Genomic DNA, 12,102 nt, shown 5'->3' with positions numbered 1-12,102 from the left:
CAGAGGTGGTGCTGATGGCGGGCTCCGAAGGGGAGAGGAGGCGGTCAGAGTTTTACCCGAACCCCCGCCCCATCTCGTCCAGCACCTCGTCGATCACCGCCGCCGGCTCCCGGGCCAGGTCCTCCTCGATCCACATCCGCATCGCGATCCTGAGCGAGGCCAGGAACCCCGCCGCCAGCACGATCGGGCGGACCGGGGCCGAGGTCGGGCCCGGGCGGGCGGCCACCGCTTCGGCCAGGTCGCGTTCCAGGGCCGCGTGGTTGGCCAACTGGCGGGCCAGGAGGGAGGGGTGGCGCATCGCCAGGCGGGTGCGGACCGCCCAGTCGCGCTCCGGAGGAGCCACGCGTTCCGAGAACTGCGCCACCGCCGCGCGCAGGGCCGGCCAGGCCGGTTCGTCGGCGGGGCGGTCCCGGACCGTGCGGACCAGGGCCCTGATCTGCTGCTCCTCGCCGTAGAGGAGAGCGTCCTCCTTGTTGGTGAAGTAGTTCGAGAACGTCCGGCGGGAGATCCCGGCCGCGTCCGCCACCGCCTCGACCGTCACATGGTCGAAGCCGTGCTCCACGGTCAGGCGCAGGGTCGCCTCGTGCACGGCCTGCCGGGTGGCTTCCTTCTTGCGCTCCCGGAGTCCCGGTCCCGCGGTGCTGCTGTCCATGGGGGCATTATCCCCCGGGGTTCGGATTGTTGCTCAGTGGGCAAAATTGCTCAGTGTGCATGTATGGTGAAGCCTTATCCCCTACGTACGAACCTTCCGGAGGTTGCGCGTGAGCGCAGCACACACCACCGCCGCCCCGGCCGGGGCCCCCGCCCCCGCCCCCGCACCGATGGACCACCGGCACGTCCTGCGGGCCCTCAGCGGGCTGCTCATCGTGCTGTTCGTCGCCATGATCAGCACCACCGTGGTCTCGGTCGCGCTCCCGCAGATCATCGGGTCCCTCGACGGCACCCAGTCGCAGTACACCTGGGTCGTCACCGCGACGCTGCTGGCCTCCACCGCCTCCACCCCGATCTGGGGCAAGCTCGCCGACCTCTTCAGCAAGAAGCTGCTGCTCCAGATAGCCATCGGGCTCTTCGTCGTCTCGTCGATCGCCTGCGGCTTCGCTCAGTCCACCGAGCAGCTCATCGCCTTCCGCGCCGTCCAGGGGCTCGGCATGGGGGCGCTCCAGGTCCTCGTCCAGGTGATCATCGCCGCGATGATCAGCCCCAAGGAGCGCGGCCGCTACAACGGTTACCTCGGTGGCGTCATGGCCGTCGCCACCGTCGGCGGGCCGCTGCTCGGCGGGTTCATCACCGACGCCTCCTGGCTCGGCTGGCGCTGGTGCTTCTTCATCGCCGTGCCCTTCACGCTGCTCGCCTCCGTGATGCTCGCCCGCACCCTGCACCTCGCCGAGGTCCGCCGCTCCGACACCAAGGTCGACTACCTCGGCGCCTCGCTCATCGCCGCCGGGGTCAGCCTCCTGCTCCTCTGGGTCACCTTCGTCGGCGGCGACTTCGACTGGATCTCCTGGCAGACCGGCCTCATGGTCGGCGGGAGCGTGCTCATCCTCGGCGCGGCCGTCTTCGTCGAGGCCAGGGTCAAGGAGCCCGTCGTCCCCCTGCACGTCGTCCGGCGCCGCGACCCCGCCCTCGCCATCGTCGCGAGCCTCGCGGTCGGCATGGCGATGTTCGGCGGCGCGGTCTTCCTCGGCCAGTACTTCCAGATTGGGCGCGGCTACTCGCCGACCGAGGCCGGGCTGCTCACCATCCCGCTCATGGCGGGCGTGCTCGTCTCCTCCACCGTCGCCGGACGCCTCGTCTCCAAGACCGGCAAGGTCAAGCCGTACATCGTCACCGGTGTCGTCATCCTCGCCCTCGGCTTCCTCGGGCTCTCCTTCATCGACCACGAAACGCCCCTCGTCGCCGTGGCGTTGGGGATGCTCGGGGTCGGTGTGGGTGTCGGTATGTCGATGCAGAACCTGGTGCTCGTCCTCCAGAACACCGTGCCCCTCAGCGAGATCGGCGCGGCCAGCGGGGCCATCACCTTCTTCCGCTCCCTCGGCGGCACCATGGGCGTCTCCGTCCTCGGCGCGGTCCTCGCCCACCAGGTCGCGAACAAGATCGCCCACGGGCTGGCGGAGCTGGGCATCGACCCGGCCGCCTCCGGCTCCGGCGGATCCACCCTGAACGTCGCCGCCATGCCGCCGCAAATCCAGGAGGTCGTCCGGGCCGCCTACGGGGACGCCACCGGGCACATCTTCCTCATCTCGGCCTGCATCGCGGTCGTCGGTGTCATCGCTTCGCTGTTCCTCACACCGACCAAGCTGCGTGACAGCGTCGACCTGTAGACGGCCGGACGACAGCCCGCGCCCCCGTGGCGCGGGCTGTTGTAGTGTTACGACCCCCCGTGCACCGGTACGGGGACGGACCGGGGAGGTGAGACCCATTACCGCTGGATCAGGCCGGGTGCTCACCTCGCACGATCGCGTCGCACGACCGGTAACGGTGTAGGACGGCCGGACGGTTCGGACCGATCGCGAGCGCCCATCGGATTTCCCGGAAGGCGTTCCCCCGCATGTCGGTTCACCCCTTGAGTTCCTTCTCCGCCACCGTCGCCACCCTGCGTCGCGCCGGTTGCGTCTTCGCCGAGGACGAGGCCTCCCTCCTCCATGAGGCCGCCGCGTCCCCGGACCACCTCGCCTCGCTCGTCGAGGACCGTGTCGCCGGGCTTCCGCTCGAACATGTCCTGGGCTGGGCCGAGTTCTGCGGCCGGCGCCTGGCCGTGGACGCCGGGGTCTTCGTACCCCGTCGGCGTACCGAGTTCCTGGTGGCGCAGGCCGCCGCCCTCGCCCCGGAGCGGGCCGTCGTCGTCGACCTCTGCTGCGGTTCGGGTGCGCTCGGCGTCGCCCTCGCCGCCGAAGCGGCCGCCGCCCGGGGCCGGGTCGACCTGCACGCCTGTGACGTCGAACCCGCCGCCGTACGCTGCGCCCGGCGCAACGTCGGCGGTCTCGGGCAGGTCTACGAGGGCGACCTGTTCGAGCCCCTGCCCGCCGGTCTGCGCGGTCGCGTCGACGTACTGCTGGCCAACGTTCCGTACGTTCCGACCGCCGATGTCGCGTTGCTCCCCGCCGAGGCCCGCGTCCATGAACCCCGGGTCGCCCTCGACGGCGGCGGCGACGGCCTCGACGTCATGCGCCGGGTCGCCGCCGAGGCGCCCGAGTGGCTCGCCCCGGGCGGCAGCCTGCTGGTGGAGGCCAGTGAGCGGCAGCGGGACGCGGCGGTGGAGGTCCTGCGCGGCGCCGGGCTGGTGGTGCGCGTGGTGGTCTCCGAGGAGCTGTACGCCACCGTCGTCATCGGTACGGCAGGGGCGCGGATCACGTGAAGCGGTAGCGCGTCTGGCTGTACGGCTCCCCCTTGCCGAAGCCGAACACCGTACGGGGGCGGACCGCGAACACGTGCGCCTGGCCCGCCTCCGGCTGGACGAAGCTGCCGTCCTCGACGTCGAAGTGCCAGTCGGCGCCGTACTTCGCCTCCCACTCCCGGGCCAGCGCCGTCAGCCGCCCGTGGTCCGTCACCCGGTCCGCCCGGCCCTCGACCACCACGTCGAAGCCCGCGTCGAGGGCGTTGGCGCCCGTCGTCAGGACCACCTCGGGGTTGCCCGCCAGGTTGCGCGCCTTGCGTTCCGCCGGGCCCGTACAGAAGTGGAGGGCGCCCTGCGACCAGACGCCGATGAGCGGGGTGACATGGGGGCGGCCGTCGGGGCGGGCCGTGGAGAGCCAGTACAGCGGGGCGTCGGTGAGCACGGCGGCCGTCTCCGGCCAGGGGCGGGCGGTCGCTCCCTCGCTGCTGTAGCGGGCGTCCAGCTCGGTGGCCGGGGGCTGGTCCGTCGTGGTCATGGTTCCTCCGAGGTGGCGTGAAGGGGGTGCTGTCAGGTGCTTTCCCTGTGGGTGGACTCCGCCGCCGCCCCGAATTCATCGGCACAGGACTAGGCTCGGAGAGCTGTGACGCGGCGAGGGCGCGGCCGAGCAGTTACGCAGATGAGCAGTTACGCAGATCGGTTCGGGCGGCGGGAGAGCGTGCAATGACGACGGTGCCGGGGCGCAGGAGCAGCACGTTCACCCGACTGCTGCGGCACGGATTCACCGACCCGTCCGCCGCCGAGCAGCTCCTGGAGCTGGACGACCTCGCCTCCGTACGGTCCGATCCCGTCCTCCTGGAGGCGCTCGGCGCCACCGCCGACCCCGATCTGGCCCTGCGCGGCCTCGTCCGGCTCGTGGAGGCCGAGGCGGAGGGCGAGCGTCAGGTGCTGCTGGACACCCTCGTCACCGCCAAGCCCCTGCGCGACCGGCTCCTCGGGGTCCTCGGCGCCTCCGAGGCGCTCGGCGACCATCTGGCCCGGCACCCGCGCGACTGGCAGGCGCTCGTCACGTACGAGGCGGCCGACCTGCACCCCGGGGTCGCCGAGTTCGAGCGCGGGCTCGCCGAGGCCGTCGACCCGGACTCGCTCCGCGTCGCCTACCGCCGCTGCCTGCTCACCCTCGCCGCCCGCGACGTCTGCGGGACCACCGACCTCGCCCAGACCGCCGCCGAACTGGCCGATCTCGCCACCGCCACCCTCCGTGCCGCCCTCGCCGTCGCCCGCACGGCGGCCCCCGAGGACGCGGCGCAGTGCCGGCTCGCCGTCGTCGCGATGGGCAAGTGCGGCGGGCACGAGCTGAACTACGTCTCCGACGTCGACGTGATCTTCGTGGCCGAGGCGCGCGACGGGGTCGACGAGAACAAGGCCATGCAGGCGGCCACCCGGCTCGCCGCCCACATGATGCGGATCTGCTCCGAGAACACCGCCGAGGGCACCATCTGGGAGGTCGACGCCAACCTCCGCCCCGAGGGCCGCAACGGGCCCCTCGTGCGCACCCTCACCTCCCACCTCGCCTACTACCAGCGGTGGGCGAAGACCTGGGAGTTCCAGGCGCTGCTGAAGGCGCGCGCGGTCGCCGGCGACCCGGAGCTGGGCGCGGAGTACGTCGACGCCGTATCCCCGCTCGTCTGGCAGGCCGCCGACCGGGAGAACTTCGTCCCCGACGTGCAGAAGATGCGCCGCCGCGTCGTCGACAACATCCCCGCCGACCGGATCGAGAGGGAGCTGAAGCTCGGGCCCGGCGGGCTGCGGGACGTCGAATTCGCCGTGCAGCTCCTCCAGTTGGTGCACGGGCGCAGTGATGCCTCGCTGCACAGCGGGACCACGCTGGAGGCCCTGCGGGCGCTCGCCGAAGGCGGGTACGTGGGGCGCGCGGACGCGGCCCAGCTGGACGAGGCGTACCGCTTCCTGCGCTCCATGGAGCACCGCATCCAGCTCTACCGGCTGCGCCGCACCCACCTGGTCCCCGAGGACGAGGCGGACCTGCGGCGGCTCGGGCGGTCGCTCGGGATGCGGACCGACCCGGTCGCCGAGCTGAACAAGGCGTGGCGGCGGCACGCCTCGGTGGTGCGGCGGCTGCACGAGAAGATCTTCTACCGGCCGCTGCTGGACGCCGTGGCGCAGCTGGCCCCCGCCGAGTCCCGGCTCAGCCCGAAGGCCGCCGCGATCCGGCTGGAGGCGCTCGGTTACGCGGACCCCGGCGCGGCCCTGCGCCACCTGGAGGCCCTCTCCTCCGGGGTCTCCCGCAAGGCGGCGATCCAGCGCACGCTGCTGCCGGTGCTGCTCGGCTGGTTCGCGGACTCCGCCGACCCGGACGCCGGGCTCCTCGGCTTCCGCAAGGTGTCCGACGCGCTGGGCAAGACCCCGTGGTACCTGCGGCTCCTGCGCGACGAGGGGGCGGCGGCGGAGAACCTCGCCCGGGTCCTCTCCGCCGGGCGCCTCGCCCCCGACCTGCTGCTGCGGGCCCCGGAGGCGGTGGCGATCCTGGGCGACCCGGAGGGGTTGAAGCCGCGCACCCGGGAGCACCTGGAGCAGGAAGTGCTGGCCGCGGTGGGGCGCGCGGGGGACGCCGAGTCGGCGGTCGCGGTGGTGCGCGGGGTGCGGCGGCGGGAGCTGTTCCGTACGACGGCCGCCGACATCATCGGCTCCTACGGCACCGAGGACAGCCCGGCCGAGCAGGACCACGGGGCCCTCGTCGACCGGGTCGGCTCCGCCGTCACCGACCTCAACGCCGCCACCATCGCGGGTGCGCTGCGGGCCGCCGTACGCGAGCGGTGGGGCGACACCCTGCCGACCCGGTTCGCCGTCATCGGCATGGGCCGCTTCGGCGGGCACGAGCTGAGTTACGGCTCCGACGCCGATGTCCTCTTCGTGCACCGGCCGCGCGAGGGCGTGAGCGACGAGGAGGCGGCGCGGGCGGCCAACGCGGTGGTGGGGGAGATGCGGAGACTGCTGCAACTGCCCACCGCCGACCCGCCGTTGCTCATCGATGCCGACCTGCGGCCCGAGGGCAAGACCGGGCCGATGGTGCGGACGCTGAAGTCGTACGAGGCGTACTACCGGCGCTGGTCGCTGGTCTGGGAGAGCCAGGCGCTGCTGCGGGCCGAACACATGGCGGGCGACGCGGAGTTGGGGGCCGAGTTCCTTGAGCTGGTGGACCCGTTGCGGTATCCGATGGAGGGGCTCGGTGAGGACGCCGTACGCGAGATTCGCCGGCTGAAGGCCCGGATGGAGTCCGAGCGGATGCCGCGCGGCGCGGACCCCACGCTCCACGCGAAGCTGGGGCGGGGCGGGCTGAGCGATGTCGAGTGGACCGTGCAGCTGATGCAGATGCAGCACGGGTGGGCGGAGCCGGGGCTGCGGACGACGCGTACGCGCGAGGCGCTGGCGGCGGCGTGCGCGGCGGGGCTGATCCCGGGTGAGGACGCGGAGATGCTGGACGAGGCGTGGGTGCTGGCGACGCGGGTCCGGAACGCGGTGATGCTGGTGCGGGGGCGGGCGGGGGACACGTTTCCGTCCGACCCTCGGGAGATGACGGCCGTGGGGCGGTACCTGGGGTACGAGCCGGGGCATGTCGGGGACATGTTGGACGACTACCGGCGGATTACGCGGCGGGCTCGGGCGGTGGTGGAGGAGCGGTTCTACGGGGCGGTGGTGTAGGGCCGTCCTCGCGGGGCGCCGCCCCCGGGCCCCGGTCGGGGCGCTGCCCCGGGCCCCGCTCCTCAAGCGCCGGAGGGGCTGGATTTCGGGCCTCCGCCGGGGGCAGGCGCCCACGTGCGCGGGCGGAAAAGATGTCCTCAAGCGCCGGACGGGCTGGTTGTGGTGCGGGTGAGGGTCGGGGGAGGTGTCCTCAAGCGCCGGACCGGCTGAAGTGGCGGCAGTGTTCCACGAACGCCCCCAGCGCCAGCTCGAACGCCGCGTCCGCCCGGGACGGAGGCGTTGCCGCCAAGGCCTGCGCCAGGTTTGCCGTCCCCGGGGAGTCCTCGGGCAGCTCCCACATCGTCTCCGGGGCCGCCAGGTCCAGGGCTGAGCCCAGGACCAGGTTCTCCAGGGCCGTGATCACCGTCATCACCTCGGCCATCGGGAAGCCCACCTCCAGGAGCAGCCGTACCGCGTGCTCGTACTGCTCCAGCACCTTCGGGGCCCGTACCGGTGACGTCATGAGCAGCGGGATCGCGTGCGGGTGGGCGGCGAAGGCGGCCCGGTAGGAGCGGGCCCAGGCGGTCAGGGCCGTGTCCCAGGGGCGCAGGTCCAGCGTGGCCGTGTCGATGGAAGCGCTGACACGTTCGCGTACCAGCTCCACGACCCCCGCCCGGCCGTCCACATGGTGGTACACCGAACCCGTCTGCACCCCCAGCCTCCGGGCCACCTGCGGGACGCTGAACTCGCCCTGCTCGTCGATGAGTTCGAGTGCCGTGGCGCCGATGCGCTCCCGGTCGAGCAGCGGTGTGCGCGGCCGTCCCATGTGTGCGTCTCCTGATCTGCGTCGGCGAAAGGTCTTCCCCGATGACCTGTGGTGAGGCTACATTCCCCAAAACCGAAAGCCTTTAGGTTTATCCGTGGCCCGGGTGAAACCGGGGCACGGGGCCGCCGCCCGCTCGCCGCAGAAGGGCCCTCCTCAACATGTCTGCGCCCACCCTCAGGAAAGGCACACTCGGCACCGCCGACATCGCCTTCTTCGTCATCTCCGCCGCCGCCCCGCTCACCGTCATGGCAGGCGTCGCCCCCATCGCCCTCCTGCTCGGCGGCATCGGCGCCCCCGTCGGGTACCTGGTCGCCGGGGTCACCCTCGCGATCTTCGCCGTCGGGTTCACCACGATGAGCCGCCACGTCCGCAGCGCCGGGGCCTTCTACGCGTACATCACGCGCGGGCTCGGCAAGCCCCTCGGGATCGCCGCCGCCCTCATCGCCATGCTCGGCTACAACGGCATGGAGATCGGCGTCTACGGGCTCCTCGGCTCCGCCACCGCCGACACCGCCCACGCCCTGTGGGGCCTCGACGTGCCCTGGCTGCCCGTCTCCCTCCTCGGGCTGGTGCTCATCTGGTACGGCGGCTTCCGCTCCATCGACTTCGGCGCCAAGGTGCTCGGCGTCCTGCTCCTCGCCGAGACCGGGATCCTCGTCCTGCTCGCGGGGGGCGTCCTCCTCGATGGAGGCGCCTCGGGGCTCTCCCTGGCCTCCTTCTCCGCCGGCAACGTCTTCGTGCCCGGCATGGCCGCCGTCCTGGCCTGCGCCTTCGCCGCCTTCACCGGGTTCGAGTCCACCGTCATCTACCGCCGCGAGGCCCGGCACCCGGAACGGACCGTCCCCCGCGCCACCTACATCGCCGTCGCCTTCCTCGGCCTCTTCTACGCCTTCATCGTCTGGACCGTCATCCAGGCGTTCGGGGACGACAAGGTGATCCAGGCCGCCGCCCACAATCCCGGCGGGCTCTTCTTCTCCGCCATCACCACCTACGTCGGGCCCTGGGCCGCCGACCTGATGCACATCCTCATCGTCACCAGCGTCCTCGCCTCGCTGCTCGCCTTCCACAACGCGATCAACCGGTACGGGCTCGCCCTCGCCGAGGAAGGCGTCCTGCCCCCGCTCCTCGGCCGCGTCCACCCGCGCCACCGCTCCCCGTACGTCGCCGGGGCCGCGCAGACCGTGCTCGGGGCCCTCGTCGTCATCGGGTTCGCCGCCGCCGGGGCCGACCCGTACGCGCAGCTCCTGCTCTGGGTCAACACCCCGGGCATGATCGGGCTCATGGTCCTCCAACTGCTCGCCGCACTGGCTGTGTTCCTGTTCTTCCGGCGCGTCCCGCACCAGGAGGGCGTGCTGCGGACCGTCGTCGCCCCGCTGGTGGCGGCCGTGCTGCTGACCGGGGCCATCGGGCTCGTCTCGTACAACGTGGACCTGTTCACCGGCGCCTCGACCGGCGTGAACGTCCTCCTCGTCGCGCTCGTGCCCGGCGTCTTCCTGCTCGGGCTCCTCCTCGCCCGCCGTCTCCGGCGCCTCCGGCCCGAGGTGTACGCCGCCTTCGCCGCCGAGCCGCCTGAGGACCCGGCCGAACCTTCAAAGCCCCTCTCCGCCTCCGTAACCCTCTGACGACCACCCAAGGAGCCATCACCGTGCCCGCAGCCGACCTCCTCATCACCGGAGCCCGCGTCCGCACCCTCGATCCGGGACGGCCCGAAGCCACCGCCGTCGCCGTCAAGGGCGGGACGATCATCGGGGTCGGGGACGCCGACGAGCTACGTGAGCTGCGCGGACCCGGTACCGAGCACCTCGACCTCGCCGGTGCCACCCTCACCCCCGGGTTGACCGACGCCCACAGCCACCCCGTGTGGGGGCTGGAGATGGCCACCGGCACCGACCTCACCGCCGTCCGCGACCTCGACCAGCTCAGGGCCGCCCTCGCCGCCGCCCCGCGCACCGAGGGGTGGGTGATCGGGTGGGGGCTGGACCACAACGCCTTCGGCGACCTCCCCGTCAGCCACAGCCACATCGAGGACGCCCTCGGTGGTGCGCCCGCCTTCCTCCGTCTCTACGACGGGCACTCCGCCCTCGCCTCGGCCGCCGCCCTCCAGCGGGCGGGCATCACCGGGCCCCGTACCTTCGCCCAGCGGTCCGAGGTCGTCTGCGACCGGGACGGGCGGCCCACCGGGCACCTCGTGGAGCACGCCGCCATGGACCTCCTCGCCCCGTTCCTGCCCCGGCCCTCCCTGGCCGAGCGCCGCGCCGGGCTGGTGGAGCTGCTCTCCGCGATGGCCGCCACCGGGCTGACCGGGGCGCATGTGATGGACCTGGGGGACGGTTCCGTGCCCGGGTTCCTGGCCGCCGTGGAGGAGGACACCGACCTGCCCGTACGGCTCCGGCTCGCACCCTGGTGCATGCCGGGCGCGGACAAGGAGGCGCTGGAGGAGCTGGTACGTCTCCAGAGCGAGGCCGGGCGGCTGTGGCGGGTCGGCGGGGTCAAGTTCTTCATGGACGGGACCGTCGAGGGCGGCACCGCCTGGCTGGAGGAGGCCGACTGCCACGGCCAGGGCACCGAGGCGTTCTGGCCGGACCCGGCCGCGTACACCGAAGCGGTCACCCATCTCCACCGCGCCGGCGTCCGCACCGCCACCCACGCCATCGGGGACGCGGCCGTGCGGCACGTCCTGGACACCGTGGAAGGGCTGGGGGAGAGCGGCCGGCTCCGCCACCGGATCGAACACATCGAGTCGATCCCGCACGAGATGGCCGAGCGGTTCGTCCGGCTCGGGGTGATCGCCTCCATGCAGCCCACCCACACCGCGTACACCCGCGCCGACCACACCGACGCCTGGTCCCGGCGGCTCGGCGGCGAGCGCGCCGCCCGCGCCTGGCGCTGCCGTGACCTGCGCGACGCGGGGGCCTACCTGGCGCTGGGCTCGGACTGGCCGATCGCCCACTTCGACGTACGGCAGGTGCTGGCCACCGCACGGCTGCGGCGGCTTCCGGGGGCGTACGACACCGAGCCCGTCGCCCCGGAACAGGCGCTGACCGGGCTGATGGCCCTGGAGGGCTGCACCTCGCACGCGGCCGTCGCGGCGGGGGAGCAGGAGGTGGCGGGGCGGATCGCGCCCGGCTTCCGGGCCGACCTGACCGCCTTCGGGGTGGACCCGGTGGAGGCCCCGGCGGACGAGCTGGGGGAGGCGCCGGTCCGGCTCACGGTCACGGGCGGCCGGATCGTGCACCGCAGCTGAGACGCGGAAACAGTGGTGCGGGCGGACATCGCGTCCGCCCGCACCACTGTGTGCCTACGGTCTCCGTGCCCCCGCCGTCTCCGGCTCGGGCTCCGGCTCCGCCGCCGGTCGTGGCAGCCGGGCCGCCGCCCGCACCCCCGTCAGCCGGCCGCTCCGCTTCCCCGGCACCCACTTCGGCAGGTGCTGCGGCAGCGAGCCGTACCAGGCGCGGGAGACCGCGTAGCCGAAGGCGAGGCAGGCCATGCCGCCCACCGCGTCCAGCCAGAAGTGGTTGGCGGTGGCCACGATGACGACCAGGGTGAGCGTCGGGTAGAGCAGGCCCAGGATGCGGGCCCAGGGCGCCGAGGCCAGGGCGAATATCGTCAGGCCGCACCAGAGGGACCAGCCGATGTGCATCGACGGCATCGCCGCGTACTGGTTCGACATGTTCTTGAAGTTGCCCGAGGCCATGGAGCCCCAGGTCTCGTGCACGAGCACGGTGTCGATGAAGTCGGCGCCGTTCATCAGGCGGGGTGGCGCCAGCGGATACAGGTAGTAGCCGAGCAGGGCCACCGCCGTCGTCGCGAAGAGGACGAGGCGGGTCGCCGCGTACCGGCCGGGGTGGCGGCGGAAGAGCCAGACGAGGACGCCGATGGTCACGATGAAGTGCAGGGTCGCGTAGTAGTAGTTCATCGACACGATCAGCCATGTCACGGAATTGACCGCGTGATTGACCGTTTCCTCGAAGGCGAGGCCCAGGGACTTCTCCGCCGACCAGATCCAGTCCGCGTTCTTCAGGGCCTGGGTCTTCTGCTCCGGCACGGCGTTGCGCACGAGCGAGTACAGCCAGTAACTGACCGCGATGAGCAGGATCTCGAACCAGAGCCGGGGGCGGCGGGGCGATCGCAGGGATCGGAAGCGGTCCGACCAGCCGGTCTTCCCGTCTTCCTGCGCTGTCACGTCCGTCTCACCCATAGGCAGAGAGTCTTCCATAGAGATTCCCCTGCCTTCGATCATCCTCCG

9 protein-coding genes are annotated in these 12,102 nt (G+C 72.5%); 5 read left to right on the top strand and 4 right to left on the bottom strand.

The genetic code is table 11. The features are described from left to right. Positions 1-52: 52 nt before the first annotated feature. Positions 53-652 carry a TetR family transcriptional regulator gene (locus tag GTY67_RS07740; protein ID WP_161278188.1) on the bottom strand — a complete coding sequence of 200 codons (600 nt, stop codon included), beginning with the start codon at positions 650-652 and terminating at the stop codon, positions 53-55. Between the two features lie 169 nt (positions 653-821). Here GTY67_RS07740 and GTY67_RS07735 point away from each other — a divergent pair, with 169 nt between their 5' ends. Then, positions 822-2,321 (top strand): MFS transporter, encoded by a 1,500-nt coding sequence (locus GTY67_RS07735; protein WP_093691848.1) that lies wholly within the window; start codon positions 822-824, stop codon positions 2,319-2,321. 227 nt (positions 2,322-2,548) lie between these two features. Beyond that, a complete protein-coding gene (locus tag GTY67_RS07730; RefSeq protein WP_161278187.1) occupies positions 2,549-3,355 on the top strand; it encodes a putative protein N(5)-glutamine methyltransferase in 807 nt (268 codons plus the stop codon). On the opposite strand, the gene GTY67_RS07725 is transcribed toward GTY67_RS07730, so the two are convergent. Continuing rightward, entirely contained in the window at positions 3,348-3,869 is a 522-nt protein-coding gene (locus GTY67_RS07725) for a pyridoxamine 5'-phosphate oxidase family protein (RefSeq protein WP_161278186.1), read from the bottom strand. The genes GTY67_RS07730 and GTY67_RS07725 overlap by 8 nt on opposite strands. A 185-nt stretch (positions 3,870-4,054) precedes the next feature. Here GTY67_RS07725 and GTY67_RS07720 point away from each other — a divergent pair, with 185 nt between their 5' ends. After that, entirely contained in the window at positions 4,055-7,051 is a 2,997-nt protein-coding gene (locus GTY67_RS07720) for a bifunctional [glutamine synthetase] adenylyltransferase/[glutamine synthetase]-adenylyl-L-tyrosine phosphorylase (RefSeq protein WP_093691806.1), read from the top strand. A gap of 190 nt (positions 7,052-7,241) precedes the next feature. Here GTY67_RS07720 and GTY67_RS07715 read toward each other — a convergent pair whose 3' ends face one another. Further along, entirely contained in the window at positions 7,242-7,856 is a 615-nt protein-coding gene (locus tag GTY67_RS07715) for a TetR/AcrR family transcriptional regulator C-terminal domain-containing protein (RefSeq protein ID WP_161278185.1), read from the bottom strand. A gap of 158 nt (positions 7,857-8,014) precedes the next feature. Here GTY67_RS07715 and GTY67_RS07710 point away from each other — a divergent pair, with 158 nt between their 5' ends. Further along, positions 8,015-9,478 carry an APC family permease gene (locus GTY67_RS07710; protein WP_161278184.1) on the top strand — a complete coding sequence of 488 codons (1,464 nt, stop codon included), beginning with the start codon at positions 8,015-8,017 and terminating at the stop codon, positions 9,476-9,478. Positions 9,479-9,501: 23 nt separating this feature from the next. Beyond that, positions 9,502-11,100, top strand: coding sequence for an amidohydrolase (locus GTY67_RS07705; protein ID WP_161278183.1), 1,599 nt, complete (start codon positions 9,502-9,504; stop codon positions 11,098-11,100). A 54-nt stretch (positions 11,101-11,154) separates the two neighbouring features. Here the strand turns inward: GTY67_RS07705 and GTY67_RS07700 are convergent, their stop codons facing one another. Further along, a complete protein-coding gene (locus GTY67_RS07700) occupies positions 11,155-12,054 on the bottom strand; it encodes a phosphatase PAP2 family protein (RefSeq protein WP_093691798.1) in 900 nt (299 codons plus the stop codon). Positions 12,055-12,102: the final 48 nt, after the last annotated feature.

The sequence above is a fragment of the Streptomyces sp. SID8374 genome, from assembly GCF_009865135.1.
Classification (GTDB): domain Bacteria; phylum Actinomycetota; class Actinomycetes; order Streptomycetales; family Streptomycetaceae; genus Streptomyces.
Note: the sequence above shows the minus strand (reverse complement) of the source record. Positions and strands in the feature narration are given on the sequence as shown.

Excerpts from the sequence above, each read along its gene's own strand:
- GTY67_RS07740 (WP_161278188.1), bottom strand. The coding sequence starts at position 652 with ATGGACAGCAGCACCGCGGGACCGGGACTCCGGGAGCGCAAGAAGGAA.
- GTY67_RS07735 (WP_093691848.1), top strand. The coding sequence starts at position 822 with ATGGACCACCGGCACGTCCTGCGGGCCCTCAGCGGGCTGCTCATCGTG.
- GTY67_RS07730 (WP_161278187.1), top strand. The coding sequence starts at position 2,549 with ATGTCGGTTCACCCCTTGAGTTCCTTCTCCGCCACCGTCGCCACCCTG.
- GTY67_RS07725 (WP_161278186.1), bottom strand. The coding sequence starts at position 3,869 with ATGACCACGACGGACCAGCCCCCGGCCACCGAGCTGGACGCCCGCTAC.
- GTY67_RS07720 (WP_093691806.1), top strand. The coding sequence starts at position 4,055 with ATGACGACGGTGCCGGGGCGCAGGAGCAGCACGTTCACCCGACTGCTG.
- GTY67_RS07715 (WP_161278185.1), bottom strand. The coding sequence starts at position 7,856 with ATGGGACGGCCGCGCACACCGCTGCTCGACCGGGAGCGCATCGGCGCC.
- GTY67_RS07710 (WP_161278184.1), top strand. The coding sequence starts at position 8,015 with ATGTCTGCGCCCACCCTCAGGAAAGGCACACTCGGCACCGCCGACATC.
- GTY67_RS07700 (WP_093691798.1), bottom strand. The coding sequence starts at position 12,054 with ATGGGTGAGACGGACGTGACAGCGCAGGAAGACGGGAAGACCGGCTGG.